Below are 17,535 nucleotides of genomic sequence, written 5' to 3'. Positions count from 1 at the left end.
AGAGCGCAGCGAAGGAGATCCTGGCCCAGGCAGCGCAGTTCGATCGTTGGGGCACGCTCGCCCTAATGGACATTTCGCTGCGCTACCGGCGTACCGTGATCGGGCCGCTCTGGATCACGCTGACGCTTGCGGCGACGATCGTCAGTGTCGGCACGGTCTACGCCGCGCTGTTCAAGCAGGATATCACCGCCTTCCTGCCGTCCTTCGCGGTTGGCCTGATCGTCTGGACGCTGATCGCCACGACGCTGCAGGAAGGTTCCAACATCTTCGTGGCCTCCGGCCATCTGATCAAGGCGGTGCCGGCACCGCTGATCGTGCACGTGCTGCAGATGATCGCGCGCAACGTGCTGATCTTCGCCCATCATCTCCTCATCGTCGTCCTGCTCTACATCGTGATGCCCTGGCCGCTGCACGCGAGCATGCTGCTCGTCGTGCCGGGCTTTGCGATCCTGCTCGTCGTGCTGCTCGGCGGCTCGGTTGCGCTTGGCATGCTCTGCGCGCGCTTTCGCGACATCGGATCCGCGATCGTGAGCGGCCTGCAATTCATCTTCTTCCTCACGCCAGTGATCTGGACCGAGGACAGCGTGCGCGGCACCGCGTTCCATTGGCTGACGCGAGTCAATCCGTTCGCGACGCTGCTCGATCTCGTGCGCAGGCCGCTGTTGTCGCAGCCGATGGATGCGGAGCAATGGCTGCTCGGCCTGGCTTACGCAATCGCCGTCACCGCCGTCGGGCTGGGGTGCTACGCAAAATTCCGCCACCGCGTGGCCTATTGGCTGTGAGGGGCGGGATGAGCACCACGGCCCATATCGTGCTGCGCAACGTCTCGGTCACGTTTCCGGTGCTGTCGTTCCGCGACCGTTCGCTGCGCAGCCGCTTCGTTCGCGCCGTGACCTTGCGCCGCGAGGCAGCCCGTCCGCACATCGTCACTGCGCTCGATGGCATCGACCTCGACATCCGTGCCGGGGATCGTGTCGCCATCGTCGGCGCCAACGGCGCCGGCAAGACAACGCTGCTGCGGGTCCTTGCCGGCATCTACCATCCGACCTCAGGCAGCATCGACGTGCTCGGCCGCTGCCTGTCGCTGTTCGACCTGTCGGCCGGCTTCGACGAAGAGGCGACCGGCTACGAGAACATCATGCGCCGCGGCCTGGTGATCGGTGCCCGGCGGACCGAGATCGATGCGCGGCGCGCGGAGATCGCTGAATTCACCGAGCTCGGCGACCGGCTCGACCTGCCGCTACGGACCTATTCCAGCGGCATGATGCTGCGCCTGATTTTTGCGGTCGCCACCGCCGTCGAGGGCGAGATCGTGCTGCTCGACGAATGGATCGGCGTCGGCGACCAGCATTTCCGGAAAAAAGCGCGGCAGCGCCTCGACGAGATCGTGGCCCGCGCCGGCATCCTGGTGCTGGCCTCGCACGACGTCGACCTGATCAAGAGCAGCTGCAACCGCGCCATCCTGCTGGAGGAGGGGCGGATCACCGCGGCGGGCACGACTGAGGAGATTCTTGCCAGATACCTCGGGGCTGCCAAGGTGTAACCGGCCGGTCGGGGTTGCCTAAGCCGTTGATCCCCTATATTGCTCCGCCCTTACGGGGCCACGTGGCGGAGTGGTTACGCAACGGTCTGCAAAACCGTGTACACCAGTTCAATTCTGGTCGTGGCCTCCATCACAAGCTTCTGATATTTCAGCATAAATTTTGGTTTTGCCGCGTTCCGCCGATGGTGCGGACGGAACTGGCCGAGCCATGCCCACCGGGTTTGCCCGGGGCTTGCTGGAAACCCTCGATTCAGGCCGGATGGCACAACCTTCGCATCTGCGAAGGGATGCAGTCCCGACAATCGAGCGCTGGAGAGCACGTGGGCGAGATCGTCCGATTTATCCCGAAATCCGAGCTGGAGCGGGCCCGCCTCATTGCCGAGGCGCGCGCGATCTATGACAGCATCTTCCCGCCGGCTGCACCCGACCGGGCGCAGCGGGACGACGAGGATAGCGTCAAGAATTGATCGCAGCAGGCCCCGAGGCCCGCAATCAGGTCGGGCCGGAAGGTCTCAGCAGGCGGCGTACCAGCCGTCCGGAAAGGGCACGAGGGGCCAGGCACCCTCATTGTCATTCGCGGCCTTGGGCGTCGCGAAAAAGCTCCACGAGCGGGGCACGAATTCCTCCTCCGGCGCGGGCGCGAAATCTTCATTGATCATGGCGTCGCGGACGGCTTCCAGCATCAAGTTGAATTCGGCTTCGCTCATCACACCCTCCGGAACGCGGATGGCGCACTGTCGCAAAGCCGGTTTGTTTCCCGATTGACCCGATCGTTCGCATTTTAACGATCGGCCGATCGAGATCCGTTTGGTTAGCGATTCCTGAAAAATCCCCAGAGATCCCCGGATGGAACTTTAGGCGTCTCCAGGCAGCGGCCAGTGTGAAAGAGATCACATCCGGCGCGATTTATTCCTCCTACCCATACGCCCACACCGGCCAACGCAGGCCGGGCGAGCAGGGCAGACAGGAGACTGGTCATGAAGGCGAGGTTCTTGCGGTTTGCGGGTGTGAGAAGCCGGGCGCGTCGCGCCTCAACGGTCGGGCTGTTCCTGACGCTGTTCGCCACCGCCGCGAGTGCGCAGCAGGGCACGCCGGAGCAGCGCCGGGCCTGCACCCCCGACGTCTACCGGCTCTGCGCCGGTGAAATCCCCAACGTCCGCGCCATCACGGCCTGCCTGCGCCGTAACCGCTCAAGCTTGAGCGAGGCTTGCCGCACCGTGTTCGACCAGGCGGGCGGCTGACGGCCCCCCTGTGGATTTGTGCGCAGCAAGTACTTTGTGCGGTCAGCGCAAATCCGTCAGGCCCGGCCTGTTGATATGCTGCGGAGAAGCTGTTGAATGGCGGATATCCGGCGCAATTCCGATAGGTCGTCGAATCATATCTGTCAGATTTATGAAACAGTTTCGTCTGGCAGCAAAATCATCTGATTTGTCGGAGCCTCGTGGCCCGCACGACTGGATCTCGTTTCGGCAGGCCGATCTAGCGCTTGCCGAACCATTCCTCATAGATCCTCTGGTACCTGTCGCTCTCGCGTAGCCCCAACAGGGCTTCGTTGACCTGCTTGCGCAACGGGCTGCCGGTCGGAAAGACGATGCCGTAATCTTCCTTGTGGAACACCTCGCCGACGGTCCGCGCCGATCCCCGGCCATCGTGGGTCGTGTAGTAGAGCAGCGCGGGTGCATCGAACACGACCGCGTCGATCTCGTGGTTCAACAGGGCATTGTAGAGGTCGTCGACCTTCTCAAACTCGACCATCTGAGCCTTGACCTCGTTCAGATAGGCGGTCGCGGTGCTTCCTCGCGTCGTACCGACGGTCTTGCCGACGAGATCCTGCGGGCCGTTAATCGGTCCCTTGATCTGTTGCACGGTCAGTGAAGCCGTCAGCTGCGCCGTGTAGAAGGCAACGAACACGACGCCCGTGAACATCCACAGCACGGCGACGATCCGCGCCATCCAGTGCCGTGGCATTTGATCCGCCTGGGTGGCCAGCGTGCCTGCCGCCCAGAACATCGCATGGAAGATTCCCGGGAAATAGTTCCTGGTTGGAATGATCCCGCTGTGATGCGTGCGCTCGACCAGGAACATCAGATGCGCCGGCACGAGGATCAGGAGAAGCGCGATGCCGAGCCAGACCAGCAGGGTGCGCGAGAAGAACAGTTGCGCCAGCTCGCGCAGCGGATTGGCCTCGACATTCACGGCCGTGCCGCGAACAAGAATCTGCAGGCCGGAGTTCATGATCGGCTGAGAGAAGTCGAATCTGTCTTCCCGCTCCGACGTGATCGAGATGGCTGCGATGGCGAGATCGGCCTGTCCATGTCCCACGGCATCGAGCAATTCGCGCACATCGGGCAACACGACGTATTCGGTCTCGCGGTTCAGTTGTCTGCCAATGCTGTTCCAGAGCTCGATACTGAAGCCGGTCAGCGTGCCGTTCTTCTCGACGACCATGGGCGGCACGATGCGGGTCGCCACCCGGAGCTTGGCGGTCTCGGCCTGAGCCGGCGACCAGGTCATGCAGACGAGCAGTGCCCATACCAGCCCGCGCACGACATTGGCTACGACCGACCAGGGCAGCCGATCGCTTCGAGCGCGAGAGCTGGTCGCCGGTTGCGGACGAGGCATCGATGGGTTTCCCGGTCTCGAACCGCGCTGTCGGCGGACGCTTGAGGACAGTCCCGTTCCGGATTGATGGCGCAGTCCCGTACAAAACACCATCCCTCGTGTTGGCCGTCGGGCAAAGCACACCGCGCCCCCGTCAATCCACGCCCGGCAACATATTCGCCTTTACGGAAATTCTGATTTGACGCATTCCTCCTTCACCTCACCCCCGGTCAGAGGGGGCGTGACGGTTGGGAGACGGCCGCGCCCACACCGCATCCTGTTCCGGGTCCGCAGGGACTTTCCGTAAAATTGCAACCCGCGCGTGCAAGAAGTCTTGATCCGCGGTGATTTAGAGGTGATGGCGCGCCTTGAACGCAGCCCCGGGCGACAGCGACTAACCCTCCGAGTGCATCAGGATCAGTGGAACGTGATTGAGCTCCCCCCTTGTAAAGCACCAAAATGGTGCTTTAGTGCTTTCCATGAGCCCGTCGCCCCGACATGCGCCATCGGCGCTGCGTTACAGGCTAGCCCCTGACCCGGCCGCCAAGGCCGCGATGGAGGCGACGTTCCAGGCCTATGACCGCATGATGGAGATTCTCGACGAGGTCGCGCGGACCCATAATGTGGGCTCCAACGTCGTGCTGCTGCATGCCCATGCCTATGAGCCGATCCGCAAGGAGACCGCGCTGCCGTCGCGGCTGGTGACGCTGGGCCTGCGCGACCGCGCCGACTATCGCGCGGCACAAGGCCGCCGCCTGCCGCTCGACGACAAGCTCGCCAAGATCAAAGGCCCGGCCACGATTTCGATATCGACCGTACAGGGACGCTTCAGCGTGCCCTTCGACTACGCCGGCTACGCGGAGGGCTGGGGCCAGAGCGTGCCCGCGCACCTGATCCGCACCGACGACGGTTTCGAGGTTCACTACGGCGTCACGCCGAACAGTCTGCCAGAGGAGGAGAACGCTATGGATACCATCGCTGCCGCTCCCGAAAATTTCCTGTCCCGGGTCGGACGTCTGATCGCCGGCATCGCCTATGACGCGATCGAGCAGGCGGAAGGCAACAACAAGCTGAAAGTGGTCGGCCAGGCCATCCGCGAGATCGAGCGTGCCGAGAGCGAGGCGCGCGATGCGCTCGCGGCCGCGCGCGCCGAGGAATATCGCCTCAATGCGCGCCGCACCGAGATCGAACGCGAGATGACCGATCTCGCCGCCAAGATTGAGGGTGCGATCGCAGATGGCCGCGACGATCTTGCCCGCGCCGGCATCGCGCGGCAGATGGACCTGGAAGCGCAGTTCGAGGTGCTCTCCCGCGCCATCGACGAGAACAACGAGAAGATCGAGCAATGCGTGACGTCGCTGCGTGCGGTGCTCTCGGCGCTCCAGGATGCCGAGCAGCGGCGCGTCGATCTGGAGAAGAGCGAGGCGGCGGCCAGCCACCAGGCCTCGACCTCGCCCCGCAAACGTGGCGGCACGTCCGCGGCGGGCAAGGCGTTGCGCGCGGGCAGGGCAGTGGCCCGCGTCACCGGCGTGCCGCCGGGCATTCCTTATTCCAGCGACATCGACGAGCTCAGCGCGTTGCATCGCAACAAGGAGATTGCGGCGAGGCTCGCGCGGTTGAAGTCGCGCTCCTGAGGTTCGTGTCATGAGCGCATTGCTCGAACACGTCATGTCGCCCGAGGTCAGGCCGTTCGCGATCGCCGCGGCCATGATCCTCATCGTCGGCACGCTCGAAGTGGTCACGATGCTGGTCGGAGCCTCGCTCAGCGAGATGCTCGGCACCAGCGTCGATTTCAGCCATCCCAGCGACAACGGCGTGATCAACGCCATCTCCTGGATGAATGTCGGCGGCGTGCCGCTGCTGATCTTCCTGCTGCTGGCGCTCGGCGCCTTTTCCATCACCGGTTTCCTGATCCAGGATGTCGCGCGGATGGTGGCCGGTCCCTTGCCGGCCTCGATCGCTTCACTCGCGGCGGTCGTCGTCTCGGTCCCACTGGTCCGCGCCGCCAGCAGCGGCATCGCGCGCATCATCCCCAAGGACGAAAGCTATGCGGTCGGCCTCGGCGATCTCGTCGGCCGCGTCGGTGAGGTCGTGGTTGGTCCCCTCGACCAGGGACCGCCCGGTCGCGTCAGCGTCGCCGACGTGCACGGCAACAGGCATTTTGTACTGGCGGTCGCCGCACCCGACTCGGCGCCATTGCCGCAGGGGACCCTCGTCCTCCTGGTTGATCGCGTCGACACCCGTTTCGTCGCGGTGAAGGCCGACGATGAACTCAAACCGACCAAACCCACTCTAAGCCAGCAAGTCCATTAGCGGAGAAAGTCATGTTCGACATCGCAGTCCCGGCCATGATCGGCGTCGCGCTGATCGTTGTCCTCGGGATCATCTTCACCATCCTCTATAAGCGCGCCACGCGCGACGAGGCGTTCGTGCGCACTGGCCTCGGCGGCAAGAAGGTCGTGCTCGACGGTGGCGCCATGATCCTGCCGATCTTTCACTCCTATGGCAGCATCAACCTGAAGACGCTGCGGCTGACCGTCGAGCGCAAGGAGCGGGAATCGCTCATCACCAAGGACCGTTTGCGCGTCGACATCGTCGCTGAGTTCTACGTCCGCGTCCGGCCCGACGAGGAGAGCATCGCGCTGGCGAGCCAGACGCTGGGTGCGCTGACCAACGATGCCGAAGCGTTGCGCAACCAGGTCGAGGCCAAATTCGTCGACGGCCTGCGCTCGGTCGCGGCGACCATGACCATTCTGGAACTTCAGGAAAAGCGTTCGGACTTCGTCAAGCACGTGCAATCGACCGTGGAGTCCGACGTCAAGTCGAACGGCCTCGAACTGGAGTCGGTGTCCCTGACTAAGCTGGACCAGACCGACGTCAAGTTCTTCAATCCGGAAAACTTCTTCGACGCCGAAGGTTTGACCCAACTGAAGACCATTACCGAAACCCGCCGGCGCGACCGTAACGCCATCGTGCGCGACAACGAGGTCGCGATCGCCCAGAAAGACCTCGAGGCACGGCAGCAGACCCTGACCATCGAGCGGACCAAGAAGGAGGCCGAGCTGTCGCAGGAGCGCGACATCGCCAACAAGACCGCGAGCACCCGCGCGGAAGTCGCGACCGCCACGCAGACCGCGCGCCTGACCGAGGAGAATGCCCGCATCGACACCGATCGGGCCGTCGCGGAAAAGGAGGCGGGAGCCAAGCAGGTCAAGGAAACCGCGGTCATCGAGTCGGACCTCGCCATCAACAAGCGCAAGACCGACGCCCAGCGCGAGATCCAGATCGCCACCCAGGAGAACGAGATCCAGATCGCGTCCAAGAGCAAGCAGACTTCGGAGGCCGTGGCCGAAGCCAAGACTGCGGAAGCGCTGGCCGTCTCCGCAGAGGAAAAGGTCGTCACCGCACGCGCGGTCGAGGTCGCCGATCGCGCCCGCCTGACCCAGGTGCTCGCCGCGCGCACGGAAGCCGAGCGCAAATCGACCGAGCTGATCGTCGCCGCCGAAGCCGAGAAGAAGGCATCGCTCGACCGCGCCGAGGCCGTCAAGACGCTGGCCACGGCCGAAGCCGAGTCCAACAAGATCAAGGCGGTCGGCGTCCGCAACATCGGTGAGGCCGAGGCTGCCGTCATCACCATGAAGAACGAGGCGCAGAACAAGCTCGGCGCCAACGTCATCGATTTCGAGATCGCCAAGAAGCGGATCGAGACGATGCCGTCGGCGCTGGCCGAGATGGTCAGACCGATCGCCAACCTCAAGGACGTCCGCATCCTGCACACCGGCGGCGCTTTCGGCGGCAATGGTAATGGCGCTGCGGGCGGCGTCGGCTTCGGTGAGGGGCTCGCCGGCGAGCTTCTCAAGGTTCACGCGCTGCGTCCGATGATCGACGAGATCCTGCGCCAGAGCGGTTTTGCACCGGGCGATGATCCGGTGAAGGCGCTGGTCGGCGCCGTGACCTGCAAGGCCAATGGTGCTGCGGTCGCGCCTGCGACCGTGCCTGCGCCGGAGAAAGCAAACACCGCCGATCTATGAATGCCGGTTCATTGCTGCTGAGAATTCGAATCGATAAGAACTGGCTCGTTGCGCGTCTCGCGTCGCGCAACGAGCCGGAGCGTGGATTGAGGGCGTATCGAACCTCTCGATCTCGCTCCGGACGAACCCTCCCAGGCAACGCCATCGGTTGCCGCGGCGCCTGCGCCGATCGACGTCAGGCGCCGGAGCCTGTTTCGATCCGGAGAATTTCACATGAAGTTTTTTCTGTCTGGACTGGTCGCGATCGGACTTGCGATCGTAGCTACTCCGTCGTCGTTCGCCGCCGATGCCCGCAACGTCACCGTCGTCAACGAGACCGGCTATGCCATCAAATTCCTCGGCTTCAACGCGCCGGACGATGGCTTGGACGAATGGGACAACGAGCTGGACAAGGTTTTGCAGAACCAGGCCTCGACCTATGTCGAGTTCGAGGAGGACGACGAGGGCTGCGTCTGGAACATCCGCGTCGACTGGCAGAACTATGACGAGTCTGTGCTCTGGAAAAATGTCAACCTCTGCAAGATGACCGCGCTTCGGCTGCGCTACGACCCCGGCACCAAGACCACGTCCTTCATCGCCGAGTAATATCGGCCCGGATGGCCAAGGGGAGGGGCCGGAGAGGCCCTTCCTCGATGCTTTGCGAGGGATGGCGAATTCGTCCTTTGCAAGCGCAAGCGGCTTTGTTATACGCAGCCGCGCGCGAACGACTGGTTCGCCTTTTCCTCGGTAGCTCAGCGGTAGAGCATCCGACTGTTAATCGGATGGTCGCTGGTTCGAATCCAGCCCGGGGAGCCAAATTCCGCTTCATTTTCAATTGTTTGCCGACGCTCGCTGATGCGACGTACGATGCTGCTCGCTCAATTTCTCAGTGGTGTTCCGCCTTGGCCCCCGCAGAATCGCGATCAACTGGATGTGTATGGCGGCGGCACCGCAGCCACGCCGACGGCGCCAAATCGACTTAATTCAAATCGAGCGTGATCGGGCCGGACTCTTACGGAGCTGATTCCCATGCCCGACATCCAGATCGACCGCGCCCGCCTGGCCCCCTCGATTCTGCCGGCCGACATTCCCGAATTGAGCGACGATGAGTGCCTGGCCTGTCTCGCCCGTGCGGTCGAGACCCCCGATTCGGCGCGGCTGGACGAAGTCGCGGCCCTGATCGGCCGGCTCGCCGTCGCGATCGAATAGGGCATCTCGCCTCCGATACCTGCGTTGCATCGCCGTTGCTTCACCGGCCAACGGACGTGTTGCGTTTTCGCGGAGCCTGCTCCAAATATGCCGCCAACTTTCGTCCGCGGCATCGTCCGCCTTGCAGGGTCCGCAAATGTCCGGTTTCTCGACCGCGCGCCAAAAAATGGTCGATGGCCAGGTGCGCACCAATGACGTCACCGATCGCCGCATTCTCGATGCCATGCTCACGGTTCCGCGCGAGGCGTTCGTGCCGGCGAGCCGGCAGGCGCTGGCCTATCTCGACCTCGATCTCGATGTGAGCGAGGGTGGCGCCAAGCGCTTCCTGATCAAGCCGCAGCTGATCGGCAAGCTGCTCCAGGCCGCCGAGATCGGCGAAGGCGACAACGTGCTGGTCGTTGGCTGTGCCACCGGCTACCTCGCCGCGCTTGCCGCGAAGCTTGCGCACCAGGTCACGGCCACGGAGAGCGATTCGGCTTTGGCCGCGAAAGCCAAGGATGCCTTCGCCGCAATCGGGCTCAGCAACGTCACCTGCAAGGCCGCCGCCAGCGCCGAGGGCGACCCGGCTGCCGCGCCCTATGATGTGATCATCCTCAACGGCGCGACCGAAGTGACGCCGGACGGGCTGTTCGGCCAGCTCCGGGAAGGGGGGCGCCTGGTGGGCGTCTCGGCCGAATCCCGGCCGTCGCGGGCCATGATCGTGACCCGTACCCACGGCGAATTCGGCCATCGGCCGCTGTTCGACGCCGCCGCCCCGGTGCTTCCGGGCCTGGAACGGGCCGCCGCCTTCGTCTTCTGACCGCCGAAACCCCGTTAAAATCCCGTTCTGAATCAGAAGTGTGGCCGGGATGCTGCACGTGAAGAGTTTCCGCTGAGAACTCCCCTCAGGTAGTTCCGTTGCGCGCGGCCGCGTCCTATGTTGCTACGGGGCAACGACTCCACTTGGATACGGTAACCAGGCTCGCGGGCACGAGCCTGACGTGAGAATGAACGGATTTTCAAGGATGCATGGGGTGAAGTTCTTCACCGGAGCAGCGGTTTCGGTTCTCCTGGCGGCGCTTGCCGGGCCGGTGCCTGCATTGGCGGATACGATCGAGGCCGCGCTGGTTCGCGCCTATCAGAACAATCCGCAGCTCAACGCACAGCGCGCCCAGGTGCGCTCGACCGACGAGAACGTGCCGCAGGCGCTGTCGGGATATCGTCCCAAGGTCAATGTGACCCTCGGCACCGGTTATCAGTATCAGGATATCCAGGCGTTGCAGAAGGGCACCACGATCAATGGCATCCCTCAGTCCAACAGCGCCAGCCTGACCGTCAACCAGACGCTCTATAACGGCAATCAGACCGCCAACAAGACGCGCGCGGCGGAAAGCCAGGTCTCGGGTGCCCGCGAAGCGTTGCGTGTGCTCGAGCAGACGGTCCTGCTGCAGGCTGCCACGAGCTACATGGACTACCTGCGGGACGCGGCCACCCTCGAAGTCCAGCGCAGCAACGTGCGCGTGCTCGAACAGACCCTCAAGCAAACCCGCGACCGCTTCAATGTCGGCGAGGTCACGCGCACGGACGTGGCGCAATCCGAAGCCCAGCTGGCCGCCGGCAAGACCCAAGCCCTCACCGCCGAATCGAATCTGACGACGACGCGCGCGAACTTCCGCCGGATCATCGGCAACGAGCCGACGAACCTTGCCCCGGGCTCGCCGGTCGATCGCTTCCTGCCCGGGACGATCGCGACCGCCGTCAGCCTGAGCCTGGTGGAAAACCCCAGCGTGACCGCTGCGATGTACGGCATCGACGTCAACTATCTTCAGGTCAAGGTCAACGAAGGCGCGCTGCTGCCGACAGTCTCGGTCCAGGCTGGTGTCAGTACGGGTTATCAGCAGACCCTGACGGTTTTCCGAACCAATACGGCGTCCGCTATCGCGACTGCTTCTATCCCGATCTTTCAAGGCGGCGCCGAATACTCGCTGATCCGCCAATCGAAAGAGAACCTGGCGCAGCAGCGCCTGAATCTCGAAACGACGCGTGACCAGACCCGCGCCAACGTCGTGCAGGCCTGGGGCCAGCTGGAAGCCGGCAAGGCGCAGGTGCAATCGGCGCAGGCTCAGGTCACGGCGTCCGAGATTGCGCTGAACGGCGTGCGCGAAGAGGCCAAGGCCGGTCAGCGCACCACGCTCGACGTCCTCAATGCCCAGCAGGCTTTGGTGAACGCGCGCGTCGCGCTCGTCACCGCGCAGCACGACCGCGTGGTCGCGTCCTACTCCGTGCTCAGCGCGGTCGGCCGCCTTGCACCGCAGGTGCTTGGCCTCAGCACCACCGTCTACGATCCGAGCGTGCATTACCAGCAGGTCCGCGACAGCTGGGTCGGCGTGCGCACGCCTGACGGACGCTAAGTCCCGTAGTCCTCCGGTCGGCCTCGCAAACAGACGAGTCCGACCGGTGCTTTGCTTGCAATCATCAAAAGCCCTGACATAGCCTTGCCAAGAAGCTGCGGGTCGATTCGTCCCGCATCCAATGTTGCATGCGTAATGCTTGAGTGACGGGGCAGGGCGCGCCGCCTCACGTTGAGCCGTGATCTGGGGACAAGTCTGGCTGTCGCGACGAAAATGTCGGGGCACACATCCGGAACCGGCCAATCCTGTCGTGCTTGGTGTAAAACAACGCATGCGAGGGCGTTGATGATGTGGAGTCGGAGATGACGCAGCCTGCAAAGGTCACAGAACCCTCCATGGAGGAGATTCTGGCCTCGATCCGGCGCATCATTGCCGACGATGAGGCGAAGCCGCCGCCGGCAGAGGCTGCCAAGCCCGCGCCGGCGCCCGCCGCTCCCGCACCGAAGCCGCAGGCGATGGCCGACATTCCGCCGTCCAAGGTCGCGCCGGCAAAACCGGCTGCCGAGAAGCCCGTACCACCTCCGGCTGCGAAGCCTGCTCCGGCGCCGCCACCGCCTCCCGCGCCCGCAGCGGATGCTGGCCCCAATAGCCAGGACGACATCGACGCGCTGCTGGCAGGGCTCGATACGGCCACGGCTGCGCCCGAGATTCGTGCTCCGGAACCTGAACCCGAGCCCGAACCCGACGTGCTCGAATTGACCGACGAGATGGCGATGGATCCGGAGCCGACACCGGCGCCGCCGCCGCCGAACTTCCGCAGGGTCGAGCCGCGCGACGATCTCGAATTCGCCGAAGCGCCGCCGCCTCGTTCGACACCCGCGCCGTCCTATGCGCCGGTGGATTTCGACGCGCCGCCGCTGCCGCCGCAGCAGCCGATCCTCGCCCAGTCGACCGTCTCGGCAGTCGAATCCGCTTTCAACTCACTGGCCCACACGGTGCTCAGCAGCAATGCGCGGACGCTGGAGGATCTGGTCAAGGAGATGCTGCGGCCGATGCTGAAATCCTGGCTCGACGACAACCTGCCGGGCCTTGTCGAACGCATCGTGAAGGCCGAAATCGAGCGGGTCTCGCGCGGCGGCCGCTAAACGGGGCCGCCCGGCCCCGATAAAGCCCTGCTCCTGCGTCATAGTCGACCTGCCGGTCGGGCCGGAAAGCCCTTTTGCCGCTGAGCTTTCCGTTGACTTGAACCCCGCGCACGGCTTTCTAGCGCCCCATGATCGAGAAAAACTACCAGCCCGCCGATATCGAAGCCCGCATGTCCGTCGTGTGGGAGGACAGCCTTGCGTTCAAGGCGGGTCGTCCCGACCGCCGCGACGCCGTGCCCTTTACCATCGTGATCCCGCCGCCGAACGTGACGGGCTCGCTGCACATGGGCCACGCCCTCAACAACACGCTCCAGGACATCCTGTGCCGCTTTGAGCGCATGCGGGGCCGCGACGTGCTGTGGCAACCCGGGACCGACCATGCCGGTATCGCCACCCAGATGGTGGTCGAGCGGCAGCTGATGGAGCGCCAGCAGCCCGGCCGTCGCGAGATGGGCCGCGAGAAGTTTCTCGAGCGGGTCTGGCAGTGGAAGGCCGAGAGCGGCGACACCATCATCAACCAGCTCAAGCGTCTCGGCGCCTCCTGCGACTGGTCGCGCGAACGCTTCACCATGGACGAGGGCCTTTCCAAGGCCGTCATCAAGGTGTTCGTCGAGCTGCACCGCGACGGCCTGATCTACAAGGACAAGCGGCTGGTGAACTGGGACACCAAGCTCTTGACCGCGATCTCCGATCTCGAAGTGCAGCAGACCGAGGTGAAGGGCCACCTCTGGTATCTGCGCTATCCGATCGAAGGCAAGACGTTCAATCCCGAGGATCCCACGACCTTCATCGTGGTCGCCACGACGCGGCCCGAGACCATGCTCGGCGATACCGGCGTGGCGGTGCATCCGGAGGATGAGCGCTACCAGAAGCTGGTCGGCAAGAACGTCGTCCTGCCGCTGGTCGGCCGCAAGATCAAGATCGTCGCCGACGACTATTCCGATCCGGAAAAGGGCTCGGGCGCGGTGAAGGTGACGCCGGCGCACGACTTCAACGATTTCGAGGTCGGCAACCGCCACGGCCTGCGTCGCATCAGCGTGCTCGACAAGGAAGGCTGCCTCGATCTCGTCGACAACGAGGACTATCTGAAGGGCCTGCCGGAAGGCGCCTCGCAGTTCGCCGAGGAGTTCAACAAGGTCGACCGCTTTGCTGCGCGCAAGCGCATCGTCGAGCGGCTGGAGAGCTTCGGCTTCGTCGAGCGCATCGAGCCGCACACCCACATGGTGCCGCATGGCGACCGCTCCAACAGCGTGATCGAACCGTACCTGACCGATCAGTGGTACGTCGACGCCAAGACGCTCGCGAAGCCCGCGATCGCGGCGGTGCGTTCGGGCGAGACCTCGTTCGTCCCGAAGAACTGGGAAAAGACCTATTTCGAGTGGATGGAGAACATCCAGCCCTGGTGCATCTCGCGCCAGCTCTGGTGGGGCCATCAGATCCCGGCCTGGTACGGTCCCGACGGCAAGGTGTTCGTCGCGGAGACCGAGGAGGAGGCGATCAGCCACGCGCTTGGCTATTATGTCGAGCAGGAAGTCATCACGGCCGAGCAGGGCCGCGAGATGGCGCTCGACCGCAACAAGCGTGAAGGCTTCATCACCCGGGACGAGGACGTGCTCGACACCTGGTTCTCCTCGGCGCTGTGGCCGTTCTCGACGCTCGGCTGGCCCGAAGACGCGCCCGAGGTGAAGCGCTACTACCCGACCAACGCGCTGGTGACCGGCTTCGACATCATCTTCTTCTGGGTTGCCCGGATGATGATGATGGGCCTGCACTTCATGAAGGAGGTGCCGTTCTCGACCATCTACATCCACGCCCTCGTCCGTGACGAGAAGGGCGCCAAGATGTCGAAGTCGAAGGGCAACGTCATCGATCCGCTCAACCTGATCGACGAATACGGCGCGGACGCGCTGCGCTTCACGCTGGCCGCGATGGCGGCACAGGGCCGCGACATCAAGCTCGCCACCAGCCGCGTCGAGGGCTATCGCAATTTCGCAACCAAGCTTTGGAACGCGTCCCGGTTCGCCGAGATGAACCATTGCGCCGTGCCCGAAGGTTTCGAGCCGGCGAAGGCCAAGGAGACGCTGAACCGCTGGATCGCGCATGAGAGCGCGCACACCACGCGCGAGGTGACCGAGGCGATCGAAGCCTATCGCTTCAACGATGCCGCCGGCGCGATCTACCGCTTCGTCTGGAACGTCTATTGTGACTGGTATGTCGAGCTCGCCAAGCCCGTGCTGCTTGGTCCGGACAGCCCTGCGAAGGACGAAACCCGGGCCATGGTCGCCTGGGCGCGGGACGAGATCCTGAAGCTGCTGCACCCCTTCATGCCCTTCATCACCGAAGAGCTGTGGGAGGTGACGGCCAAGCGCGATAGCCTGCTCGCGCTGGCGCCATGGCCGCTGAAGCCGTCCGGTCCGACGCCGGAGCAGCTTGCGATGCTCGCGGCTGCGGCCGGACCGACCGATCCGCTGATCTCGCCTGCCTTTGTCATGCCGATCTTCGACCATGCCGACTTCAGCGATCCCAAGGCGGAAGCCGAGATCGGCTGGGTGATCGACCTCATCACGCAGATCCGCTCGGTGCGTGCCGAGATGAACATTGCGCCGGCGACCTTGACGGCGCTTGTGCTCGCCGGCGCCTCGGCCGAGACCAGGGAGCGTGCGCCGCGCTGGACCGACGTCATCAAGCGCATGGCCCGGCTGTCGGACATCTCCTTCGCCGATCGAGCCCCTGACGGCGCCGTGCAGCTCCTTGTGCGTGGCGAGGTGGCAGCGCTGCCGTTGAAGGGCGTGGTCGATTTCGCCGCCGAGCGCACGCGTCTCGACAAGGAGATCGCGAAGGCCGACGCCGACATCAAGCGCGCCGAGTCGAAGCTGGCGAATGAGAAATTCGTCGCCAACGCGGCCGAAGAGGTCGTCGAGGAGGAGCGCGAAAAGCGCGAGGCGGCGCTGGCCCGCAAGGCCAAGCTGCTCGAGGCGCTGGAGCGGCTGAAGCAGGCGTCCTAAACCGATTTCGGGAACGGCTTGCTGAGGAATTTCGAGCCCTTGACGCCATAGCGCCAGGGCAGCTCGACGGCCTTGGTGATGCCGATCCGGATGCCGGTTGCGACCGCGACATCCTCTGTCCGCGCATGCAGCGCGATCGGCGGACGGTCCAGCGGCAGGGTGTTGTGCGCGATGGTGATCCCGAGCGCCTCGGTCAGCTTACCCGGGCCCGAGCACAGCGCGTGCACATCGACCGCGTGGCGGCGGCGGCGCATTGCGGCGAGGCCATGCGTCGGTTCCAGCGCACGGATCAGCACGGCGGCGGCCGAGCCTTCCTCCTCGCAGACGAAGTTGACGCACCAATGGATGCCGTAGGAACGGTAGACATAGGCAAAGCCGGGCGGGCCGAACATGATCTGGTTCCGCGGCGTCGGGCCGTTGTAGGAGTGTGCCGCAGGCTCGGTATGATGATAGGCCTCGACCTCGACGATGATCCCGCCGACGCCGTCGACCAGCATGGTGGCCCCGATCAGATCGGGGGCGACCTCGCGGACGCTGCGCGCGAAAAAGGCACGCTTCAGCGCCTTGCCAAGCCGCGGTGTGGAAGTCTTCGAGGTTGGAGCCATTCGAGGTGAGAATCGCCTGAGAACAGAGCAGGATATTGCCCATATCTGCCATGTTCCCTGAAGAGGCGCGAGCCGGGTTGCGGCAGGCAACCAGACCGACTAGGTAGGACCTGAACAGACCGGACAGATCATGGTCGTTATTGTCGATACCATCACGAACCCGTTGCGCCCGCGCCACCCCGAAAAGGTGAACCGCCCCGATTCCGCTTCGCCGCCGAAGCCGGACTGGATCCGCGTGCGCGCCCCCAATACCCGCGGCTATGCCGACACCCGCAACATCGTGCGCGCCAACGGCCTGCACACGGTATGCGAGGAGGCGGGCTGCCCGAATATCGGCGAGTGCTGGGACAAGAAGCACGCGACCTTCATGATCATGGGGGACACCTGCACTCGGGCCTGCGCCTTCTGCAACGTCAAGACCGGCTTGCCCAACGCGCTGGATGCGGCTGAGCCGCAGAACGTCGCCGAGGCCGTCGCCAAGCTGGGCCTCGCCCACGTCGTCATCACCTCGGTCGACCGTGACGATCTCGCCGACGGCGGCGCCGAGCATTTTGCCCAGACCATCCGCGCGATCCGCGCCGCCTGTCCCTCTACCACGATCGAGATCCTGACGCCGGACTTCCTGCGCAAGGAAGGCGCGCTGGAGGTCGTCGCGGCCGCGCGGCCCGACGTCTTCAACCACAATCTCGAGACCGTGCCGTCGCGGTACCTGACGGTGCGGCCGGGCGCGCGCTACTTCCACTCGATCCGGTTGTTGCAGCGGGTCAAGGAGCTCGATCCCACCATCTTCACCAAGTCCGGCATCATGGTCGGCCTCGGCGAGGAGCGCCACGAGGTGCAGCAGGTGATGGACGATCTGCGCTCGGCCGACGTCGACTTCCTGACCATCGGGCAATATCTCCAGCCGACCCGCAAGCATCATGCCGTGATGCGCTACGTGCCGCCGGACGAGTTCTCGTCCTACGAGAAAGTTGCCTACACCAAGGGCTTCCTGATGGTGTCGGCGAGCCCGCTCACCCGTTCGTCGCATCATGCCGGTGAGGACTTTGCGAGACTGAAGGCCGCGCGGGCAGCTCACGCCCGCTGA

General features: G+C 64.4%; 17 protein-coding genes and 2 tRNA genes. 16 read left to right on the top strand and 3 right to left on the bottom strand.

The window, feature by feature from the left end:
- Positions 1-65: 65 nt before the first annotated feature.
- The 4 genes from QA645_RS22485 to QA645_RS22470 all read left to right on the top strand — a co-directional run bounded on the left by QA645_RS22485 (position 66) and on the right by QA645_RS22470 (position 2,010).
- Entirely contained in the window at positions 66-782 is a 717-nt protein-coding gene (locus tag QA645_RS22485; protein ID WP_283043961.1) for an ABC transporter permease, read from the top strand.
- Positions 783-790: 8 nt separating this feature from the next.
- Entirely contained in the window at positions 791-1,543 is a 753-nt protein-coding gene (locus QA645_RS22480) for an ABC transporter ATP-binding protein (protein WP_283043960.1), read from the top strand.
- Positions 1,544-1,599: 56 nt separating this feature from the next.
- Positions 1,600-1,673: transfer RNA gene (locus QA645_RS22475), tRNA-Cys, on the top strand.
- A gap of 190 nt (positions 1,674-1,863) precedes the next feature.
- Positions 1,864-2,010: a hypothetical protein gene (locus QA645_RS22470; RefSeq protein WP_283043959.1), complete on the top strand. Its 147-nt coding sequence runs from the start codon at positions 1,864-1,866 to the stop codon at positions 2,008-2,010.
- Between the two features lie 45 nt (positions 2,011-2,055).
- Here QA645_RS22470 and QA645_RS22465 read toward each other — a convergent pair whose 3' ends face one another.
- Positions 2,056-2,250: a hypothetical protein gene (locus tag QA645_RS22465; RefSeq protein WP_254131393.1), complete on the bottom strand. Its 195-nt coding sequence runs from the start codon at positions 2,248-2,250 to the stop codon at positions 2,056-2,058.
- A 270-nt stretch (positions 2,251-2,520) separates the two neighbouring features.
- Here QA645_RS22465 and QA645_RS22460 point away from each other — a divergent pair, with 270 nt between their 5' ends.
- Complete coding sequence (locus tag QA645_RS22460; protein WP_283043958.1) at positions 2,521-2,784, top strand: hypothetical protein; 264 nt, start codon at positions 2,521-2,523, stop codon at positions 2,782-2,784.
- Between the two features lie 238 nt (positions 2,785-3,022).
- Here QA645_RS22460 and QA645_RS22455 read toward each other — a convergent pair whose 3' ends face one another.
- Complete coding sequence (locus QA645_RS22455; protein ID WP_283043957.1) at positions 3,023-4,165, bottom strand: transporter substrate-binding domain-containing protein; 1,143 nt, start codon at positions 4,163-4,165, stop codon at positions 3,023-3,025.
- Between the two features lie 449 nt (positions 4,166-4,614).
- Between QA645_RS22455 and QA645_RS22450 the strand changes: the two genes are divergently transcribed.
- The 10 genes from QA645_RS22450 (at position 4,615) to QA645_RS22405 (ending at position 15,843) form a co-directional block, all read left to right on the top strand.
- Positions 4,615-5,778: a PspA/IM30 family protein gene (locus QA645_RS22450; protein WP_283043956.1), complete on the top strand. Its 1,164-nt coding sequence runs from the start codon at positions 4,615-4,617 to the stop codon at positions 5,776-5,778.
- 10 nt (positions 5,779-5,788) lie between these two features.
- Positions 5,789-6,457, top strand: a complete 669-nt coding sequence (locus tag QA645_RS22445) for an OB-fold-containig protein (protein ID WP_283043955.1) — start codon at positions 5,789-5,791, stop codon at positions 6,455-6,457.
- 11 nt (positions 6,458-6,468) lie between these two features.
- Entirely contained in the window at positions 6,469-8,175 is a 1,707-nt protein-coding gene (locus QA645_RS22440) for a flotillin domain-containing protein (RefSeq protein ID WP_283043954.1), read from the top strand.
- 213 nt (positions 8,176-8,388) lie between these two features.
- Positions 8,389-8,760, top strand: a complete 372-nt coding sequence (locus QA645_RS22435) for a hypothetical protein (protein WP_254193674.1) — start codon at positions 8,389-8,391, stop codon at positions 8,758-8,760.
- A 135-nt stretch (positions 8,761-8,895) separates the two neighbouring features.
- Positions 8,896-8,970 (top strand) — tRNA-Asn (locus QA645_RS22430).
- 213 nt (positions 8,971-9,183) lie between these two features.
- Entirely contained in the window at positions 9,184-9,363 is a 180-nt protein-coding gene (locus QA645_RS22425) for a hypothetical protein (RefSeq protein ID WP_254131400.1), read from the top strand.
- Positions 9,364-9,499: 136 nt separating this feature from the next.
- A complete protein-coding gene (locus QA645_RS22420) occupies positions 9,500-10,162 on the top strand; it encodes a protein-L-isoaspartate O-methyltransferase (RefSeq protein ID WP_254193676.1) in 663 nt (220 codons plus the stop codon).
- 205 nt (positions 10,163-10,367) lie between these two features.
- Positions 10,368-11,753 (top strand): TolC family outer membrane protein, encoded by a 1,386-nt coding sequence (locus QA645_RS22415; protein ID WP_283043953.1) that lies wholly within the window; start codon positions 10,368-10,370, stop codon positions 11,751-11,753.
- 302 nt (positions 11,754-12,055) lie between these two features.
- Positions 12,056-12,838 (top strand): DUF2497 domain-containing protein, encoded by a 783-nt coding sequence (locus QA645_RS22410; RefSeq protein ID WP_254131402.1) that lies wholly within the window; start codon positions 12,056-12,058, stop codon positions 12,836-12,838.
- 128 nt (positions 12,839-12,966) lie between these two features.
- Positions 12,967-15,843: a valine--tRNA ligase gene (locus QA645_RS22405; RefSeq protein WP_283043952.1), complete on the top strand. Its 2,877-nt coding sequence runs from the start codon at positions 12,967-12,969 to the stop codon at positions 15,841-15,843.
- Here the strand turns inward: QA645_RS22405 and QA645_RS22400 are convergent.
- A complete protein-coding gene (locus QA645_RS22400; protein ID WP_254131404.1) occupies positions 15,840-16,448 on the bottom strand; it encodes a DNA-3-methyladenine glycosylase in 609 nt (202 codons plus the stop codon). The genes QA645_RS22405 and QA645_RS22400 overlap by 4 nt on opposite strands.
- Before the next feature lie 130 nt (positions 16,449-16,578).
- Between QA645_RS22400 and lipA the strand changes: the two genes are divergently transcribed.
- Entirely contained in the window at positions 16,579-17,535 is a 957-nt protein-coding gene (gene lipA / locus QA645_RS22395; RefSeq protein WP_283043951.1) for a lipoyl synthase, read from the top strand.

This window comes from Bradyrhizobium sp. CIAT3101 (assembly GCF_029714945.1).
GTDB lineage: Bacteria > Pseudomonadota > Alphaproteobacteria > Rhizobiales > Xanthobacteraceae > Bradyrhizobium.
Note: the sequence above shows the minus strand (reverse complement) of the source record. Positions and strands in the feature narration are given on the sequence as shown.

Excerpts from the sequence above, each read along its gene's own strand:
- QA645_RS22455 (WP_283043957.1), bottom strand. The coding sequence starts at position 4,165 with ATGCCTCGTCCGCAACCGGCGACCAGCTCTCGCGCTCGAAGCGATCGG.
- QA645_RS22445 (WP_283043955.1), top strand. The coding sequence starts at position 5,789 with ATGAGCGCATTGCTCGAACACGTCATGTCGCCCGAGGTCAGGCCGTTC.
- QA645_RS22420 (WP_254193676.1), top strand. The coding sequence starts at position 9,500 with ATGTCCGGTTTCTCGACCGCGCGCCAAAAAATGGTCGATGGCCAGGTG.
- lipA (WP_283043951.1), top strand. The coding sequence starts at position 16,579 with ATGGTCGTTATTGTCGATACCATCACGAACCCGTTGCGCCCGCGCCAC.
- QA645_RS22460 (WP_283043958.1), top strand. The coding sequence starts at position 2,521 with ATGAAGGCGAGGTTCTTGCGGTTTGCGGGTGTGAGAAGCCGGGCGCGT.
- QA645_RS22435 (WP_254193674.1), top strand. The coding sequence starts at position 8,389 with ATGAAGTTTTTTCTGTCTGGACTGGTCGCGATCGGACTTGCGATCGTA.
- QA645_RS22415 (WP_283043953.1), top strand. The coding sequence starts at position 10,368 with ATGCATGGGGTGAAGTTCTTCACCGGAGCAGCGGTTTCGGTTCTCCTG.
- QA645_RS22425 (WP_254131400.1), top strand. The coding sequence starts at position 9,184 with ATGCCCGACATCCAGATCGACCGCGCCCGCCTGGCCCCCTCGATTCTG.
- QA645_RS22405 (WP_283043952.1), top strand. The coding sequence starts at position 12,967 with ATGATCGAGAAAAACTACCAGCCCGCCGATATCGAAGCCCGCATGTCC.
- QA645_RS22400 (WP_254131404.1), bottom strand. The coding sequence starts at position 16,448 with ATGGCTCCAACCTCGAAGACTTCCACACCGCGGCTTGGCAAGGCGCTG.
- QA645_RS22440 (WP_283043954.1), top strand. The coding sequence starts at position 6,469 with ATGTTCGACATCGCAGTCCCGGCCATGATCGGCGTCGCGCTGATCGTT.
- QA645_RS22465 (WP_254131393.1), bottom strand. The coding sequence starts at position 2,250 with ATGAGCGAAGCCGAATTCAACTTGATGCTGGAAGCCGTCCGCGACGCC.
- QA645_RS22410 (WP_254131402.1), top strand. The coding sequence starts at position 12,056 with ATGACGCAGCCTGCAAAGGTCACAGAACCCTCCATGGAGGAGATTCTG.
- QA645_RS22485 (WP_283043961.1), top strand. The coding sequence starts at position 66 with ATGGACATTTCGCTGCGCTACCGGCGTACCGTGATCGGGCCGCTCTGG.
- QA645_RS22480 (WP_283043960.1), top strand. The coding sequence starts at position 791 with ATGAGCACCACGGCCCATATCGTGCTGCGCAACGTCTCGGTCACGTTT.